Origin of the sequence: Sorangium sp. So ce834 (assembly GCF_051521425.1) — a bacterium.
In the GTDB taxonomy this organism is placed as follows: Bacteria; Myxococcota_A; Polyangia; order Polyangiales; family Polyangiaceae; genus Sorangium; species Sorangium cellulosum_D.
In genome coordinates this window covers 6,075,068-6,092,661 of record NZ_CP150351.1, presented here as the reverse complement: position 1 = coordinate 6,092,661, position 17,594 = coordinate 6,075,068, and the positions used below count along the sequence as shown (strand labels likewise).

Sequence of the window (17,594 nt, the reverse complement as noted above, 5' to 3'; positions counted from 1 at the left end):
TCCTGGACCATGGACAACGCACCGACCCGCAGCGAAGAGGATCGCGATTTCAGGCCCGTCACGTCCGTTCACCCCGCCGCCGCGCCCGTCGCGCCCGCCGCGGCGCTGCGGAGGGGGCCCGCGGGGGCGCCCAGCGGTCGGCCGGGCCCGAGAGCTCAGGGCGGCGAGGCCCGGTCGAGCCGGGACGCCACGATCGAGCTCGTGGAGGATCGCGAGGCGCTCGCCACGGTGTGGCTCCGCTGCGATCAGAGCGGCTGGAGCACGCCGGTGCGCATCGCGGTCGGGCCGGGCGCCGAGCTCGTCCTGGGCAGCGCCCCGGCAGCGGACGTGAGGATCGACGACGTCGCGGTGAGCGCTCGCCACTGCCGCGTCGTGCACCGCGGCGCCTCGATCGAGGTGACCGATCTCGACTCGCGCAACGGCGTCCGCGTCGGCGGCGTGCGGGTGCGGCAGGCGATGCTCGTCCCTGGCGGCTGCTTCGAGATCGGCCGCACGGCGGTGTGCGTCGAGGCGGCGCGGCGGGTGCCGCCGATCGAGGAGGGGCCGCCGCTGCCGTCGCTCGTCGGCCGCTCGCGGCCGATGCGGCAGCTCGCCGCGGCGGTGCGGCGGGTGGCGCCGCTCCAGCTCCCCGTGCTCCTGCGCGGCGAGTCGGGCACGGGCAAGGATCTCGTCGCCCGGGCGATCCATGCGATGAGCATGAGGGCGGACGGGCCGTTCGTGGTGCTGAACGCCGCCACGATCCTGCGCGACATCGCCGAGTCCGAGCTGTTCGGCCACCGGCGGGGCGCGTTCACCGGCGCGCATCGGGACCGGCGGGGCGCGTTCGTCGAGGCCAACCAGGGCACGCTCTTCCTCGACGAGATCGCGGCCCTCTCGCTGGAGGTCCAGGCGAAGCTCTTGCGCGTCGTGGAGGAGGGGGTGGTGCGCCCGCTGGGCGGGGAGGGGTCGACGCAGGTCAACGTGCGGCTCATCGTCGCGACCTGCGAGCCCCTGGAGACGCTCGTCGCCGAGCGGCGCTTCCGCGCGGACCTCTACGAGCGGCTCGCGGTGTGCCGGATCCACCTCCCCGCGCTGCGCGAGCGGCCGGACGACATCCCGCTCCTCGCCGAGCACCTGCTGGCGACGTCCGAGATCGGCCCGCGGCAGCTGTCGCCCGGGGCGCTCGTCGCGCTGCGGGCGCACCGCTGGCAAGGCAACGTCCGGGAGCTGCGGAACGTGCTCATCCAAGCTGCGCTGCGCGCGCACGGCCGCGTGCTGCCGGAGCACATCACGGCCGTCCTCGCCGATCGCGAGCCGCCGGTCCGCCGGAAGATCTCGCCCGCGGACGCGCTCCGCGCCTTCGAGGAGGTGGGCGGCAACATCAGCGCCGCGGCGCGGCTCGCGGACATCCCGCGCTCGACGATGCGGGATCTGCTGCGGGCCGCGAGGGAGCGGTGAGGTCGGCGCGTGGCGCCTTTCCCGCGCGCACGCGCCGGCGGGGGGCTGTGCGCGGCGGCGCGCGCCTCTCGCACGGTTTCCGCCCGCTGAGACGCGCTCGATGCGATCCGCGCGATTCGTGCTAGGGTTCCCCCCGAAGCCACCCGACGCTGCAATGGCGGCCCGGCCTGAGCCGGTCCGTAGCGCGTCCCTGGTGGCTTGCGCGACCCGAGACCACCGGGACGATCTTCGTGGTCGCCGAGGCTCGGCGAAACATGGCTGGAACGACGTCGGCATCCACGACGCTGCCCCTCCTCTCGTTCGTTCTCCGCAATTACAAGAATTTCAACGCCCGCGCGACGCGCGACGCGCTCCTCGCCTACTGGGAGCACATCGAGCGCGGGGGGAAGATGTTCTGGGCCGTGGCCGGGGCGATGTCTTCGGCCCAGCTCGGCATCACGCTGGCGCCGGCCATCCGCGCCGGCCTGATCCACGGCATGTCCGTGACCGGCGCCAACCTGGAGGAGTCGCTGTTTCGCCTCGTGGCGCATGACGGCTACCGCGACTTCCCCGACTACCGTTACTTCACCAAGCAGGACGACACGCGGATCCTCGACGACCGGATGCGGCGCGTGACCGACACGAGCATCCCGGAGGACGAGGCTTTCCGCGCGGTGGAGAAGCACATCGTCCCCATGTGGGAGCGGGCGACGGCGAGCGGCGAGCGCCGCTTCTGGCACGAGTACTTCTACGAGCTGGTCCGGGCGGTCGAGCCCGCGCTCCATCGCGGGCCGCCCGAGGAGTGCTGGTTGCTCGCCGCCGCGGAGGCCGGGCTGCCGCTGGTGGTCCCGGGCCACGAGGACTCGACCTTCGGCAACATCTTCGCGTCCTACGTGAAGCGGGGCGAGTTCAGCGCGAGCATCGTGAAGTCGGGCATCGAGTACATGGCCGAGCTGTACGATCAGTACCGCGCGCTCAGCGCGGGCGCGGGCGTGGGGTTCTTCCAGATCGGCGGGGGCATCGCGGGGGACTTCCCGATCTGCGTGGTGCCGTCGCTCAAGTACGATCTCGACGAGCCGGCCCGGCCCTGGGCCTACTTCTGCCAGATCTCCGACTCGACGACGTCCTACGGCTCGTACTCCGGCGCCACGCCCAACGAGAAGATCACCTGGGACAAGCTGACCGCGGACACGCCCATGTTCGTGATCGAGTCGGACGCCACCATCGTGGCGCCGCTCCTGCTCGGAGCGCTGCTCGAGTGCAAGCGCCACCCGGCCGAGGCTCGGGCCATCATCGAGGCGGGCGGCGCGTGAGCGTCGGCGGGTTTCCTTGGCCCAGCAGCTCCCGGCGCTCTGCCAGCAGCTGCCGGCGCCTCCCCGGCAGCCCCGGGATGCCTGCCAGCACTCGCTGGTAGGGCTCCTCGGACTTGCTGGTAGAGCTCCTCGGACTTGCTGGTACGGCTCCTCGGACCTGCTGGCATGGCTCCTCGGACCTGCTGGCATGGCTCCTCGGACCTGCTGGCATGGCTCCTCGGACCTGCTGGCATGGCTCCTCGGAGCTGCTGGTATCGCTCCTCGGAGCTGCTGGTATCGCTCCTCGGACTTGCTGGTACGGCTCCTCGGACCTGCTGGTACGGCTCCCCGGCGCTGCTGACACGGTTTCCCGGCCGTCTAGGCGGCGCTGGCCGCGTTCCCGGCTCGCTGGGGAGCATCCCGGGCGCGCTGGCGCAGCTCCCCGGCGTCGACACCGTGCTTCCGGACGACCGCATCTTGCCTGGTGCGGCCGCGAGCTCTGCCGCAGTGCTACGCCTGCCCGCTCGCCACCCCCACTGGAGGTAGGTTCATGGGAATCGAACTGTCACAAGAGCAGCACGCCGTCCTGAAGGAGACCCGCGCGGTCGCGACCCCCGCGGAGTTTCAGGCCCTCCTCGATGCCGCGCGGCCCGAGATGGACCGCATCGTCCGCGAGGTCATGGAGCCGAGCCAGCCCATCTCGACCACCCTCACGGAGCTCCGGGACCTCTACCTGGCCGTCGTCCAGTACGAGGCGGCGCTCGCGAGCAAGGCCTACGGTCCCGAGCGCCGCGCGCTGCTCCGCGGCGCCATGCAGCTGCTCGACACGGCGAACCTCTGGTTCGGCGAGGGCAGGCGCACCGGGGCCTATCAGGTGCGGCCCATCGACCAGGTGATCAAGGCGAGCCGGCCGTGGCGCGCGCGGCTCAAGGCGTTCGCCGACCAGGCGTTCGCGTTCGAGCCGGACGTCGCCGAGCAGTTCGCCGACGTCAACACGACCGGCACGCTCACCGAGGAGACCAGCGATCTCGCCATGCTGCTCCGGCTCGCCAAGCAGCACCAGGCCCGCCTCGCGCCCGTCGGCCTCACCGAGGATTTCCTGCGCGAGGGCAGCGCCCTGCTCGACGAGGTGAGCGGCCGCGACCTGCTCGGCATCCTCGGCCTGCGCAACCGGGAAGAGGCGATGGTGCTCCGCAACTCCATCGTGACGTACGCCACGCTGCTCGGGAACGAGGCACGCGCCGCCGGCGTCAACGCGTGCTGGGACCTCCCCGAGGCGAAGCGCCGCTTCAGCGCCACGTCGTTCCGCAACGCCCTGCGGAGGCTCCGCCCGAAGCGCCGCGGCAGCGCCGCCGCGCCGGACGAGCCGGCGCCCGTCGAGACAAAGCCCACCGACGCCAAGCCCACCGACGCCAAGCCCGCCGAGCCGAAGCCCATCGAGCCCGCGCCGGTCTGAAGCCACTCCCGATCGACAACGCGGCGTGCCAGCGCTGCGGACGCGCCGTAACCCCGCTGTCACGCTGGCAGGAGCGCCTGACTCAACCGGTCGCGCTCCGCCAGGGCTAGGCTCTCCGCCGGGAAGACCCGATGGATGGCTCGATGCGCTGGCTCATGCTCATCAGGTATCGCTGCCCCTCCGTTGTCCCACGAGACCATGCGACCATCCCCGGGCCGCTGATCGCGCACCGAGATCAAGCGGGCGAGGTCGCCCTCGAGGGCGCATCCAGTGGGCCTTGCTCTCGCGAGCCGCGCGTCACTGGGCGGTGCCCCGGAGGCGCTTCTTGATCGTCTCCTGAACGTCGGGGGGGAGCGACTGGAGATGCTCCTCGGCGAGCATGCGCAGCACCTCCACCGGGAGCACGAGGATCACCTGCTCGGCGGTGAGGCCGGCGAGCCGCTGCTCGAGGGTGAGGCCGGCGAGCCGCTGCTCGAGGGTGAGGCCGGCGAGCCGCTTCTCCACAGGCATCGCCTCGACCAGCTTCTGGAACATCTCCTCGGCCTCCGGGAGCTCCTCGATGTCCGGCTGCTTCATCCTCGTATCCCTCATCCTACGGGCCGCTGATCGCACACCGAGATCAAGCAGGCGACGTCGTCCTCGAGGGCGCATTCACTGGGCCTTGCTCTCGCGAGCCGCGCGTCAATGAGCGGTGCCCCGGAGGCGCTTCTTGATCGTTTCCTGAACGTCGGGGGGGAGCGACTGGAGATGCTCCTCGGGGAGCATGCGCAGCACCTCCACCGGGAGCGCGAGGATCACCTGCTCGGGGGCGAGCCCGGCGAGGCGCTGCTCGGGAGCGAGCCCGGCGAGGCGCTGCTCGGGGGCGAGCCCGGCGAGGCGCTGCTCGGGGGCGAGCCCGGCGAGGCGCTGCTCGGGGGCGAGCCCGGCGAGGCGCTGCTCGGGGGCGAGCCCGGCGAGGCGCTGCTCGGGGGCGAGCCCGGCGAGGCGCTGCTCGGGGGCGAGCCCGGCGAGCCGCTTTTCCACGGGCATCGCCTCGACCAGCTTCTGGAACATCTCCTCGTACCCCGGGAGCTCCTCGATGTCCGGCTGCTTCATCCTCGTGTCCCTCATCCACTGCTTCAGCCACCGCGCTGCCTCGCCCGGCTGGGCGGTCCGATGGCTGAAGAGCCGCAGGTAGTCGTCGCGTTCCGCGTCGGTCACCTCGTCCGTGATGGCGACGTACGTAGTGTACATCGGCCCGTCGATGCGCGCATACCCGCCCCCGAGCGGGCTCAGGGTCCAGCCCTTGCGCGCCAGATCCTGGCGCAGCGTCGGCGTTACCGACGCGACCACCAGCACCAGCGTCAGGTCCCCTGGCGCCGGCAGCTCGTCGAGGTGGGCCGTCTCGTACAGTCCGCCATAGGTCACGAGCCGCACCAGATCGCCGGGCCGGAACGACGACTCGACGGGGCTCTTGTACTCCACGATCGCCACCCGCCCGAGCCGCGCCCAGAGCGCGCGCAGCACGAGCGCCTGGTCATCCTTCCGCTCGGCGCCGACCCGGCGAAGGAGCAAGAGGTCCGCGCGCTGAGGCTCGATCGTGAGCCGCACCTCGGACAGGACCTCGAAGTTTGGCGGAGCCCGGCCCGCGACGAGGCTCACGAAAGCCAGATGCCAGAGGTCGAACCGCAGCTCCACGACGGCGAGGCTACCTAGCGGCGAACCCGGGTCAACCGACGTGGACGGCTCGCGCGGCGGTCCACAGCGCGAGCCGCCGCGCGCCGCTCCGGCCTGCTCCTCACCGACTTGTTTTGCCTCGCGTCCCCGGGCAGGCTTGGCCCATGGGCGAGCCCGCCGAGAAGCAGCGCCGCGCCACGTACGCCGACCTCGAAGCGGTCCCGCCGAACAAGGTGGCGGAGCTCGTTCGCGGCACCCTGCACGTGTTCCCCCGGCCCGCACCGCGACATGCACGGGCGTCGTCCAGGCTCGGGGGTAAGCTGTCCGGCCCCTTCGATCTGGGCGAGGGCGGACCCGGCGGCTGGCACCTCCTGGACGAGCCCGAGCTCCACTTCCCCGATCCGAACGCGCCCGGCGAGATCGACGCGCTTGTGCCCGATCTCGCGGGCTGGCGCGTCGAGCGCATGCCGGAGCTGCCCGATACGGCCTACTTCGAGCTCGCCCCGGACTGGATCTGCGAGGTGCTGAGCCCTTCGACGGAGGACGTCGACCGCGACGAGAAGATGCCGATCTATGCGCGCGAGGGCGTGCGATACGCGTGGCTGGTCGACCCGATCGCGCGCACTCTCGAGGTCTTCGCGCTCGCGTCCGGGCGCGCATGGACCCCCGTCGCGACCCACCGCGACGCCGCGCGCGTCCGCGTCGAGCCCTTCGATGCCATCGAGCTCGACCTCTCCGTGCTCTGGGCGAAGTAGCGGATCTCTCTCCGGATCCCCATCCCTGGACGGACGTCGGGCGGGCGGAACTAGAAGGTGCCCGCGACGCCGAGGGCCGCCTGACCGGGCGCCACGAACGGCGCGATCGCGGTGATGCGCGGGCCGCCCGACGCGGTCTGCTGCTTCTGAGGGTACCAGTCGATCATGGCGTACGTCGCGGTGCCGACGACCCCGACGCCGAGGAGGACCCACCCGGTGATCGCCCAGGGGAGCGCGCCGTCGTAGCGGTCGAGCTCATCCCGCAGGGTCCCGCACGCGGTCTGGAAGCCGGGGAGGTCGCCCGAGGGATCCTCGCGCGCGCCGCACGGCTGCGACCTGCGGTTTGCGGGGATCGTGCTCTCGTGGCTCGCGACGTACGCCTCGATCGTCTGCCCGACCTCGTCGGCGTTGCCGCGCGCGTTGACGACGATCGCCGAGCCGATGATCCCCATGACCAGACCGACGCCCGCGACGCCCGTCCCCGCCCAGGCGAGCGGCTTGCGCGCGTACCAGTGGAAGAACGGCTCGCGACCGCCGGAGGTCTGGTCCGGGCTCATCGTGCCCAGCGTGCTGCTCGTCGAGACGCTGAGCCCGCCGGAGCTCGTCGCCGCCGGCGGAGCGCTCGGCGCTGTCGCGCCGGGTGCCGCTGCGCCGGGCGCCGCCGCGCCGGGGGTCGCTGCGCCGGGCGCGGTCGCGCCCGGGGTCGTCGCGCCCGGCGTCGGCGAGCCGGGGGCCGGCTGCGCGGTGCCCGGCGGCGTGGCCCCCGCCGGCACGCCCGAGGTCGGCGCGGCCTGCGACGCCCCCGGCGCGGGCGTCGGCGCGCTGGCGACGGGCGCGCCGGTCGTTCCCAGGGTGAGCGTCGCCGGCGTGGCCGTGCCGATCTTCGCATCCACCTGGACCGTCGCCGAGCGGTCCTGGTAGGTCGCGAACAAGGTGTGCTTGCCGGGGGTCACGAACACCGGATCGAGCAGGGGCGCCTTGCCGACGAGGACGCCGTCGACGCTGACGTCCGCGCCGTTCGCGTCGGTCGACACGACGATGAAGCCGGTCCGCCGCTTCACGTCGGCGAGCGCCTTCTCGGCGGCGGCGCGCTGGTCCGGCGTCGCGGTGGTGTGCTCGCGCAGGAACTGCTGGAGGTGCTTGCCGGCGTCCTCCAGGTGATTGGAGCGAAGCTCGCTCTGCCCGAGGTTGAGCAGCACGGCCGGGTGTCGCTTGAGCGCGTAGACCTGAAGAAACGCCGTGCGCGCATCCTCGAACCGGCCGGCGTCATAGGCCTTGACCCCGTCCTCGTAACGCTGGCGCGCGACCTCGGTGACGGGATCGGACGACTGCGCGAAACAGAGCGGCTCGCCGAGAAGAGAGGAGGGGAGCCCGGCCTCGGTGAGCACGGCAGGAGCGATGAGCGAGAGCAGGAGAACGGGGGCGCAGGCGCGTGTTTTCATGGCTCCTCAGGTCGGCTTCGCCTCGTCGGCGTCCGCGGAAGGTAACGAACGACTGCAGCAAGCCTCGCTGCCGAGGCGGAGAGCGGGGGCGCTTCAGAACGGCGCATCGCGGATGATGCCGCCGCCCTTGTTGCCTCCGGTCGAGCTCCCGCGCTGCGCCGGCGCAGGCTTCTTCGGTGCCGGAGCTGCCTTGGGCTCGGCCGCCGGCGCCGGGGGCGTCGCTGGCGGCGCGGCGGCAGACGGCGGCGCGGCGGCGGACGGCGCCGCGGCGGAGGCAGATGTCGTCGCCGCGGGGGCCGGAGGGCTCGCCGGCGCGGAGGCGCTCGGCGCCGGCGCGACGTCGCCTTCCGTGGCAGCGGCGGCGGGCGAAGGGTCGGCGGTTGCCTGCGCGGTGACGGCGGGAGGTGCCTCCGTCGCCGTGGGCTGCGCCTCCGCCGCGGACGGCCTGGGATCGTCGCCGGCGTCGTCGTTACGCAGGGCGCGGACGACGAAGAAGAGGAAGACCGCGCCGACGAGGGCGATGACGATCCGCAGCGCCGCCTTGTTCGGCGTGGAGACCGGGATCTCGATCGGATCGTGGTCTTCCGTGCGCACGGCGGACGCGGTCACCGAACCGGCGCCCTCCGTCGCCGGGGGCGCCGCGCGAGAGCGGGTGCGCGCAGGCCGCGCGGACGGCGGCTCATGCTCGCGCGCAGGGGAGGGGGTCGGCTCCGGGCGCCCCGGCTCAGCGGCCCGTGCGCCGGCCTTGCCGCCGGGCTCGGCCGTCGGCGCGCCGTCCGCCGCATCCGGCTCGCCCACGCCGACGCGCGTCTTTCCGGCGGGCGCGAGGTACTGGCCCGGCTTCGCCGCGCCGCCCTCCGGAGCGCCGACCGCGCCGGCGCCGGCAGCGCCGCCGCTCGTCTGGGCGTCCGCGGGCGGCCGAGGCGCGGGGCTGTCCTGCGCGCCGGCCTCTGGAGCGCCCGCTGCGGCCTTGGGCGTGGCCGCAGCGGCCGGCGCCCCCTGTGCGTCGTCGCCGACGGCGATGGTCGGGACCCCCTCGATCACGGTGTCGGACACGCCGGACGCGCCGGCCGGCGGCGCTTCCAGCACGCGCGCCGCGGGCGCGATCGGCGCGGCAGAGAAGGCGGCCATCGCCGGCTCGCGCCCCGCGGCCGGCGCATCGACGGGGGGCGCCGCCGCGGCCTCCGGCGGCTTCGCGGCCGGCGCATCGACAGGGGGCGCCGCGCCGGCCTCCGGCGGCTTCGCGGCCGCGGCGCCGGGGGCGCTGCCGCGCTCGTCGCCCCGGGCGCCGGGGGCGCTGCCCCGCTCGTCGAACCCCTCCCACGAGGGCCGGATCGACGCCGCGAGCCGATCCGCTTCCTCCGCAGAGAGGGAGCGCTCACCAGGTTCCGCGGTCGTCGGTCGCTCCCCCGCAGTCATCGCGGTGAGGAACTTATCACCCGCGTCTGCCGCACCGCAATCTCGCGACGGAGCCGCGCGTCGCCCGCCTGCCGCGCGGCGGCGGGGGCGCGCGCCGCCCGCGCCCCGGGAGGCGCATCGACCCGCTCATCCGCCGCGCACCTCGCGCAGCAGCGCGTCGTCCCACTTGTCGGCGACCTGGCTCACCGTCGTGACGATATCCTCGAACTCCTCGTACTCGAGCGCGCTGAGCCGCCGCAGGCAGCGCACCACCACCTCGTTGCGCGACCTGTCGATCGCGAACGCCGCGTCGGAGGTGGCGACGAAGCTGAGCTCCAGGAGGCGCCGGTAGAAGGCCTCCCGCCCGCTCTGGGGGACCGCCATGATCGGAGAGAAGACCATCAGGACCCCCTGGGCCTCGAGCACGTTGACGCCGATCGTCGCGCTCCCGTGCTGGAGCTGCGCGTACCCGGTCTCGTCGAGCGTGCTGGCGCCCGCGCCGCCCGGCGATCCGGCCCCGCCCCGAGAGCTCGCGGCGTACCGGGCGAGATACGCGTTGACCATGCTCGTCGCGTCGGCAAACCTCTCCCCCGACGCACGATCCGCGTAGAGGGGTTCTGTGGATGAAGTGGGCGTGAGGTCGGGCACGTGAAACCTCCGGGACGTATCGCCGTTCGTTCGGCGCGCGGGGCAGCTCTGGCGAACCGACGGCGCACCACCCCAGCGCAGGTGCATCGTAACGCCCTGGTCTGCGCGGCGATCCCGCTTTTTGCGGTGGCCGCGCACACCCTCGGGTGCGGCGCCGACGGCGGCGCGCCCGCCGCTCCCGCCGCCCTCTCCGACGAGCAGCGCGCCGCCGCGCTGCTCGATCCGGGCGCGCTGCTCCCGCCCCGCGCCGAGACGGTCGCCCTCGCCGACGCCGTCGCCATCGCGTCGTCGCGGGCCGAGGCCGGGGCGCCGGCCGCCGCGCTCGCGGAGCTCGCCGCCGATCTTCGCGTGCGGCTCTTCCGCCTCGATCAGGCGGCCACCGACGCGCGCGAGGCGATGGAGCTCTACAGCGCCGCGGCGACCGCCTTCCGCGCCTCGGCCGATCCGGCCCACCTCGAGCGCGCGTGCCAGGCCGAGCGCCGCCGCGCGCTGCTCGCCGGCGAGCTCGCCCGCGACGCCGCCGTCTCGTACCGCGAGCTCTACCTGGTCTCCCGGCGCTACGCGGCCCTCTCGCCGCCCGCGTCCGGCGGCGCGCCGCCCGCGCCCTCGCCGTGCCTCGGCGCCATCGCGGTCGCCCTGGCGCAGGCCGCCGCGTATCGGCCCAGCGGGGACGCGCTGCGCGCCCTGGAGCAGGAGGGGCACCGCGTCGAGGGCGTCGCGCTCGCGCTGGCGCTCGCGCCGGGCGCCGCGCCGTCCGCCTCCGCGGCGAGCGCGGCGCCGGTGCAGACGACCGCCGACGCCTCGGGCGATCTCGTCGTCGCCCCTCCGGCGTCCGCGGCGCCCGCGGGCCCGGTGAAGGTCACGTCGATCGAGCGGCACGGCTCGGACAAGGGGGCGCGCGTGGTCATCGAGCTCTCCGCGCCGACGACGTTCAATGTCGGCACGCTCCCGGCGGACGAGACCGCCGGCAAGGACGCGCGCATCTTCGTCGACATCGCGAGGGCGACGTCGCGCGGCGTCGCGCGGGAGATCGAGGTCGGCGGCGTCCTCCGGCGCGTGCGCGTCGGCGTGCAGCCGAAGGGCACGCGCGTCGTCCTCGATCTCGCCGCCAACCTGTACCGCCGGATCTTCTACCTGCCCGAGCCGTTCCGGATCGTCGTCGACGTGAGCACCCGCCCGCCGGTGCGCGACGACGAGGGCAAGCCCGGCGGCGCGCGGGAGGTCCGGCGCGTCGTGATCGACCCGGGGCACGGCGGCAACGACACCGGCGCCGTCGGGCCGACCGGGCTGAAGGAGAAGGACGTGACGCTCGACGTCGCCCACCGCGTCGCCCCGCTCCTCGCGCGCGAGCTCAAGATCGAGACGCTCCTCACCCGGGACAGCGACGTCTACGTCCCGCTCGAGCTCCGCACCGCGCGCGCGAACGCGTTCCACGCCGACCTGTTCGTCTCGATCCACTGCAACGCCAGCGACAACGGCCGCGCGCGCGGGGTCCAGACCTTCTCGCTCGCGGCGCCTCACGACGCCGAGTCGACGTCGGCCGCGCTCGCGGCGCGCGAGAACGCCGCCCGCGCCGCCAGGGGCGGGCAGGGCGCGGATCCGGGCGATCCCGAGGCCCGCCGCGAGGTGGCGGCGATCCTGTCGAACCTCAACGTCGGCGACATGGCGGCCCGCTCGCGCCACTTCGCCGAGCTCCTCCAGCGGTCGTCGCTCGCCTCGCTGTCGCCCCGCTACCCCGACACAAAGGACCAGGGCGTCAAGGGCGCGGGCTTCTTCGTCCTGGCGGGCGCCGACATGCCGGCCGCGCTGTTCGAGACCTCGTTCATCTCGAACCCCGACGACGAGGCGCGCCTCGCCACCGCCGATTTCCGGCAGAAGATGGCGGACGCCATCGTGAACGCGATCCGCGCCTACCGCGAGGGCAAGTGAAGGGCGAGGACGGCCCGCAAAAGCGCCGCCGGGATCACCCCCGCTCGAGGCCCATGAGCCGCTCGAGCGAGTCGCGCAGCTCGCCGGCCTCGCCCTTCTTGATGAAGTCGTAGGCGCCGGCCTCGGTCGCGTTCTTCTTCATCTCCTCGTGGTTCGAGTAGACGATACAGCGGATGTGCGAGGTCGAGTCGATGGACCGGAGGCGCTCCAGGCAGCGCACGCCGTCGAGCCCCGGCATCATCACGTCCAGGATGAGCGCGTCGGGCTGGAGGTTGCCCACCGCGACGAGGGCGTCGAACGGATCCTGGAACGTGGTCAGGTCGAACCTCCGCGAGAGGGTCTTGCGGAGCGCGGCGAGGACGGCGGGGTCGTCATCGACCACGACGACCTTCGGCTTGCCCATCCGCAGGATCTCCGGGATGGGGTAGCCGTACTTTCGGAGGAAATCGAGCACGTCCAGCCGCCGGAAGCGGAGGTGCCGTCCGGGCGTGCGGAAGTGGCGGATTTCCCCCTTGTCCGCCCAGTTGTGAATGGTCTTGAGGTCCACCTGACAGAAGCGCGCGACGTCGCTCGCGGTGAACAGCTCGGGCTGCGTCGTGTTCTCTTTCGGGTTCGTTTCCATGGCTCACTCCTCGAGATCAGGCGTCGCCGGCACGGAGGGGGCATTCGTCTGGGGGGTGTCGAAGCTCGTCGTGGATCTGGGCTCTCGTTCCTGTTTGATGTGGATCGGGGATCCATGTGCGCAGCATTCTTCAGCGACGAAGCGCCCGTCGCGCAGGACATAACGGGTCGGGCCGTCGACGCGCCGCTCGCGGATCTCGTGCGAGGGGTCGCCCGGCAGCGCCAGGTAGGGCGGCTCGGCCCCGTCGCCCGGGACGAAGCGCGGGCAGATCGGCAGGAGCGGCTGGCGTTCCGCGAGCGCCACGGCGCTGCGCACGTCCCGGGCCGCGGAGAGCAGCTCGAGCGTGCGCGACGTCGGCGGGGCGAGGACGATCTCGCCGCGCGCGGCGCGCGCCAGCACCTCCGAAGGCGCGGCCCAGAAGCTCATCGTCGTCTCGTGCCCGTCGTGGCACCCGACCTGGCCGCGCGGCAGCGGCAGCAGGAAGAAGCGCGCGTCGAAGCGGCGCGCCTCGGCGACGGGCGTGATCCACCGGGCCCACGGCACGAGCGCCGCCAGGGCGAGCCTCAGGCCGCGCCGCTCGAGGCTCGCGTCGAGCGGCGCCCCGGCGGCGAGCTCCAGCGCGACCGCGTCGAGCTCGTCGCCGGACAGCGGCGGATCCGTCGGCAGGATCGCCCCCTCCTCGAGCGTCTCGCGGCACGCCGCCACGCACAGCGCGCGCGCCGCGGTCGCGTCTGTCGCGAACGCAGCAGCGCGCGCCGGCGGATCGGTCGCCCGATCCCTCCAGACTTCCGCGCCGTCCTGCGCGTCCACCTTCCCACCCGGGAACACCACGGCGCCGCCCATGAAGCTCGAGCTCGCGTGGCGGCGGACGCAGAACACCTCGACCCCCACGCAACCGTCACGCAGGACGATCACCGTGGCGGCATCGCGAGGTCGAATCGGGGTTCGGTTCTGATCGAAATCCAGCAATATGGGATAAATTTGTTCCACGTGAGCTGTCTTTCGTCAAACCGTCCGCTGCGTCTCTTTTCCGGCGTGCTCAGCGGTGAGCATGCGGGTTTGGGGCCAAAACCGCCGCCCTTTCCTGCACCTCGGGGCGTTCCCGCAGGCGCTTTCCACGCTCTCCCGACATCGATGCCGCTGCGAGCGATCGGTCGCGGCCGTCGCACCAAGCGCGACGCCGCGGCGACGGATGCGGCGGTGATCGCCGCGCGCATTGGGCGAACTCTGCCACCGACGGAGGCGTCGTTGACGGGCACGGCGCTCACGCCTAGAATCCCGCGCCTCGCAATTTCGGGGGGCTATCCGGCCTCTCCGGACATGTCGCGGAGCCGTAAGCCCCGTTCCGGCAGCCCGGGGGTCGACGCCCCGCGGCTTGCATGCGCCAGGGAGCTCAGACGGCGGCGCCGAACGGCGCATTCGACGCGAGAGGACCTATGAACAAGGCCCAGCTGAAAAAGTTCAAGACCCTGCTTGAGACGAAGCGCGACGAGATCGTCAAGAAGGCCAAGCAAACGCTGACCGAAGACATGATGCTCGACGCGAACGATCTCCCGGACGAGATGGATCTCGCGTCGAGCGAGTACCTGCAGTCGTTCACCTTCCGGCTCCGCGGCCGCGAGAAGTCGTTCCTCGACAAGATCCACAAGGCGCTCCTGAAGATCGAGGACGGCTCGTTCGGCAAGTGCGAGGAGTGCGAGGAGGAGATCTCGGCGAAGCGCCTCGAGGCGCGCCCCGAGACGACCCTCTGCATCCGCTGCAAAGAGGACCAGGAGCGGGTCGAGAAGGACTACGGCTGAACGCCGCGCGCGGAGGTCCGCGCCTTCGGCCTCCGCGCGGTGGTGCCGCCGCGCCGTCGGGCGTGCGCTCCGCCTCCGGTCCGCCTCGCGGGGACCGGGCGGGGCCACGCCCGCTCTTTTATTTGCGGGCCGACGCCCGGCCGCGCGGCGCCTGCGGGCCGCGGCGCTTGGACGCCGCGAGCACGTCGCGCAGGTACGCGCCGGTGAACGACGCCTCCTCCTGCGCGACGTCCTCCGGGGTGCCCGACGCGACGATCGTCCCGCCGCGCTCGCCGCCCTCGGGGCCGAGATCGATCACCCAGTCGCTGCACGCGATGACGTCGAGGTTGTGCTCGATCACGAGGACGGTGTTCCCGGCGTCGCGCAGGCTCATGAGGCTCGCGGTGAGCACCTCGATGTCCGAGAAGTGCAGGCCCGTGGTCGGCTCGTCGAGCACGTAGAGCGTGCGGCCGGTGGCCTTGCGCGCGAGCTCGCGCGCGAGCTTCACTCGCTGCGCCTCGCCGCCCGAGAGCGTCGTCGCGGGCTGACCCAGCGTGATGTAGCCGAGGCCGACCCGCGCGAGCGCGGCGAGCCGCTCGCGGACGCGGGGGAGCGCCTCGAACTGCTCGATCGCCTGCTCGACCGTGAGGTCGAGCGCGTCCGCGATCGACATCCCGCGGTAGAGCACCTCGAGCGTCTCGCGGTTGTACCGGCGGCCCCCGCACGTCTCGCACGTGACGAAGATGTCGGGCAGGAAGTGCATCTCGATCCGGAGCACGCCGTCGCCCTGGCACGCCTCGCAGCGGCCGCCCTTCACGTTGAACGAGAAGCGGCCCGCCTTGTACCCGCGCGTCCTCGCCTCCGGGAGGCCCGCGTACAGCTCGCGGAGCAGCCCGAAGACCCCCGTGTACGTCGCCGGGTTGGAGCGCGGCGTGCGGCCGATGGGGGCCTGATCGATCGAGATCACCTTGTCGATGTGCGAGAGGCCCTCGATGCCGTCGCACGCGCCGATCGGGGCGGAGCTCCGGTACAGCTCGTTCTTCGCGGCCGGCAGGAGCGTGTCGACGATGAGGCTCGACTTGCCGGAGCCGGACACGCCCGTGACCGTGCAGAAGAGGCCGACCGGGATCTCGGCCGTCACGTTGCGGAGGTTGTGCGCCCGCGCGCCGGCCACGCGGATGACGCGCCCGTCGGGGCGCCGGCGCTTCGTCGGGATCGCCAGCTGCTTCTTGCCGCTGAGGTAGGGGCCCGTGATCGACGCGGGATCGGCGCTCAGCTCCTCCGGCGTGCCCTGCGCCACGACGTTGCCGCCGTGCACGCCCGCGCCCGGGCCCATGTCCACGACGTGGTCGGCCGCGAGGATGGCGTCGCGGTCGTGCTCGACGACGACGACGGTGTTGCCGAGATCCACGAGCCGCCGGAGCGCCTCGAGCAGGCGCGTGTTGTCGCGCGCGTGCAGGCCCACCGAGGGCTCGTCGAGCACGTAGAGCACGCCGACGAGCGCGGCCCCGATCTGCGTCGCCAGGCGGATGCGCTGCCCCTCGCCGCCGGAGAGGGTCTGCGCGGAGCGATCCAGCGTGAGGTAGTCGAGCCCGACGTCGATGAGGAAGCCGAGGCGGGCGATCACCGCCCGGAGCAGCGGCTCGGCGATGGCGCGCTCGCGCGGCGCGAGCCCGCCGTCGGCCGGCGCCTCGCCCGCGGCGTCGCCGCCGGAGGGCCGCGGCGCCCCGTCCCTGGGCGGCATGAGCCCCTCGAGGAAGGTGCGCAGCGTGCGCAGCGGCAGGGTGCCGACCTCCGCGATGTTGCGATCGCCGAGGCGCACGGCGAGCGCCTCGGGGCGCAGGCGCCTGCCGTCGCAGGCGTCGCACACCCGCGTGATGACGAAGCGACCGATCTCGTCGGAGAGCGCGGCGCTGTCCTCGTCGGGATCGGCGTCCTCCTCGTCGGCGAGGGCGGGCTCGCCGCTGCTCAGGAGCCGCTCGAGCCGCGGGATGATCCCCTCGTAGGCCGCCTTCTTCTTCCCCCGGCCGCCGGCGCTCGAGGCGTCGCTCCCCTCGAGGATCGCCTGCCGCACGGCCGCCGGCAGCTTCGCCCACGGCACGTCCGGATCGCAGCCGAGCGCGCTCACGGCCCGCTCCGTCTCGGTGGCGAGCGAGAGCGAGCCGCGGCGCCCCCACGCCACCACGGCGCCCTCGCGCAGCGTCCGCCGCGGATCCGGGACCACGCGGTCGGGGTCGATGCGGGTCCTCGCGCCGATGCCGTCGCAGGCGGGGCAGGCGCCGTGCGGGCCGTTGAACGAGAACATCCGCGGCTCGATCGGCGGCAGGGAGATGCCGCAGTCGATGCACGCGAAGCGCTCGCTCATCCAGAGCGGCTCGATCTTCATGCCGTCGCTGGAGATGTCGACGAGCAGCCGGCCTTCGCCCAGCTTGAGGGCGAGCTCGACCGAGTCGGTGAGCCGGCCCTTGATGCCCTCCTTGACCACGATCCGGTCCACGACCACGTCGAGGTCGTGGGCGCGCGTTCGGTCGAGGACGATCTCGTCGCCGAGGTCGACGATCTCGCCGTCGATGCGCGCGCGCACGAACCCCTCGCGCCGCAGCCGCTCGATGTCGAGCTTCAGCTCGCCGCGGCGGCCCCGCGCGATCGGCGCCATGATCGTGACCCGCGTCTTGTCCCCGAAATCGAGGATGCGGTCGACGATCTGCTGCACCGTCTGGGCCTCGATCCGCTTGCCGCACGCGGGACAGTGGGGGGTGCCGACCCGCGCGAAGAGCAGGCGGAGGTAGTCCGAGATCTCGGTCACCGTGCCGACGGTCGAGCGCGGGCTCTTGGCCAGCGCGCGCTGCTCGATCGCGATCGCGGGCGAGAGGCCCTCGATCGACTCGACGTCGGGCTTGGAGAGCTGCTCGAGGAACTGCCGCGCGTAGGCGGAGAGCGACTCGACGTAGCGGCGCTGCCCCTCCGCGTAGATGGTGTCGAACGCCAGGGACGATTTGCCCGAGCCGCTCGGGCCGGTGATCACCACCAGGCGGTCGCGGGGAAGCGACACGCTGACGTTCTTGAGGTTGTGCTGCCGAGCGCCTCGAACGACCAGTCGATCCATAGGGGGAACCGGAGAGCTATCACACACGGCAGCGGGCGGGGCGCGCTCCTGCGCGCGCGCCGCGCTCCCGGCGCTCTCGCGCCGCGCTCCCGCCGC

14 protein-coding genes are annotated in these 17,594 nt (G+C 73.2%); 6 read left to right on the top strand and 8 right to left on the bottom strand.

Annotation, left to right across the window (positions count from 1 at the left end; translation table 11 throughout):
• Window positions 1-9: 9 nt before the first annotated feature.
• From WMF20_RS22010 to WMF20_RS22000, 3 genes are all read left to right on the top strand, one after another.
• Window positions 10-1,437 (top strand): sigma 54-interacting transcriptional regulator, encoded by a 1,428-nt coding sequence (locus WMF20_RS22010; RefSeq protein WP_437616519.1) that lies wholly within the window; start codon window positions 10-12, stop codon window positions 1,435-1,437.
• Window positions 1,438-1,691: 254 nt separating this feature from the next.
• On the top strand, window positions 1,692-2,729 hold the full coding sequence (locus tag WMF20_RS22005; RefSeq protein WP_437616517.1) for a deoxyhypusine synthase family protein: 1,038 nt from the start codon (window positions 1,692-1,694) through the stop codon (window positions 2,727-2,729).
• A gap of 529 nt (window positions 2,730-3,258) precedes the next feature.
• Window positions 3,259-4,164, top strand: coding sequence for a hypothetical protein (locus WMF20_RS22000; RefSeq protein WP_437616515.1), 906 nt, complete (start codon window positions 3,259-3,261; stop codon window positions 4,162-4,164).
• A 297-nt stretch (window positions 4,165-4,461) separates the two neighbouring features.
• On the opposite strand, the gene WMF20_RS21995 is transcribed toward WMF20_RS22000, so the two are convergent.
• A complete protein-coding gene (locus WMF20_RS21995; protein WP_207217930.1) occupies window positions 4,462-4,740 on the bottom strand; it encodes a hypothetical protein in 279 nt (92 codons plus the stop codon).
• A gap of 105 nt (window positions 4,741-4,845) precedes the next feature.
• Window positions 4,846-5,841, bottom strand: a complete 996-nt coding sequence (locus WMF20_RS21990) for a hypothetical protein (protein WP_437616513.1) — start codon at window positions 5,839-5,841, stop codon at window positions 4,846-4,848.
• A 143-nt stretch (window positions 5,842-5,984) separates the two neighbouring features.
• On the opposite strand from WMF20_RS21990, the gene WMF20_RS21985 reads away from it, so the two are divergent.
• Window positions 5,985-6,575, top strand: a complete 591-nt coding sequence (locus WMF20_RS21985; RefSeq protein ID WP_129576201.1) for a Uma2 family endonuclease — start codon at window positions 5,985-5,987, stop codon at window positions 6,573-6,575.
• Between the two features lie 50 nt (window positions 6,576-6,625).
• Here the strand turns inward: WMF20_RS21985 and WMF20_RS21980 are convergent, their stop codons facing one another.
• The 3 genes from WMF20_RS21980 to WMF20_RS21970 all read right to left on the bottom strand — a co-directional run bounded on the left by WMF20_RS21980 (window position 6,626) and on the right by WMF20_RS21970 (window position 9,979).
• Window positions 6,626-8,017, bottom strand: coding sequence for a PEGA domain-containing protein (locus WMF20_RS21980; protein ID WP_437616511.1), 1,392 nt, complete (start codon window positions 8,015-8,017; stop codon window positions 6,626-6,628).
• Window positions 8,018-8,110: 93 nt separating this feature from the next.
• On the bottom strand, window positions 8,111-9,436 hold the full coding sequence (locus tag WMF20_RS21975; protein ID WP_437616509.1) for a hypothetical protein: 1,326 nt from the start codon (window positions 9,434-9,436) through the stop codon (window positions 8,111-8,113).
• Window positions 9,437-9,562: 126 nt separating this feature from the next.
• A complete protein-coding gene (locus WMF20_RS21970) occupies window positions 9,563-9,979 on the bottom strand; it encodes a YbjN domain-containing protein (RefSeq protein ID WP_129576198.1) in 417 nt (138 codons plus the stop codon).
• A gap of 210 nt (window positions 9,980-10,189) precedes the next feature.
• On the opposite strand from WMF20_RS21970, the gene WMF20_RS21965 reads away from it, so the two are divergent.
• Window positions 10,190-11,992 carry an N-acetylmuramoyl-L-alanine amidase gene (locus tag WMF20_RS21965; protein ID WP_437616507.1) on the top strand — a complete coding sequence of 601 codons (1,803 nt, stop codon included), beginning with the start codon at window positions 10,190-10,192 and terminating at the stop codon, window positions 11,990-11,992.
• 34 nt (window positions 11,993-12,026) lie between these two features.
• Here the strand turns inward: WMF20_RS21965 and WMF20_RS21960 are convergent, their stop codons facing one another.
• Together WMF20_RS21960 and WMF20_RS21955 are read right to left on the bottom strand one after the other, a co-directional pair.
• The gene (locus WMF20_RS21960; protein WP_020736479.1) at window positions 12,027-12,614 is read right to left on the bottom strand and encodes a response regulator; all 588 of its coding nucleotides are present in this window, start codon (window positions 12,612-12,614) and stop codon (window positions 12,027-12,029) included.
• Window positions 12,615-12,617: 3 nt separating this feature from the next.
• Entirely contained in the window at window positions 12,618-13,529 is a 912-nt protein-coding gene (locus WMF20_RS21955; RefSeq protein WP_437616505.1) for an NUDIX hydrolase, read from the bottom strand.
• Window positions 13,530-14,050: 521 nt separating this feature from the next.
• Between WMF20_RS21955 and WMF20_RS21950 the strand changes: the two genes are divergently transcribed.
• The gene (locus WMF20_RS21950; protein WP_129576196.1) at window positions 14,051-14,413 is read left to right on the top strand and encodes a TraR/DksA family transcriptional regulator; all 363 of its coding nucleotides are present in this window, start codon (window positions 14,051-14,053) and stop codon (window positions 14,411-14,413) included.
• A 118-nt stretch (window positions 14,414-14,531) separates the two neighbouring features.
• On the opposite strand, the gene uvrA is transcribed toward WMF20_RS21950, so the two are convergent.
• The gene (uvrA, locus tag WMF20_RS21945; RefSeq protein ID WP_437616503.1) at window positions 14,532-17,498 is read right to left on the bottom strand and encodes an excinuclease ABC subunit UvrA; all 2,967 of its coding nucleotides are present in this window, start codon (window positions 17,496-17,498) and stop codon (window positions 14,532-14,534) included.
• Window positions 17,499-17,594: the final 96 nt, after the last annotated feature.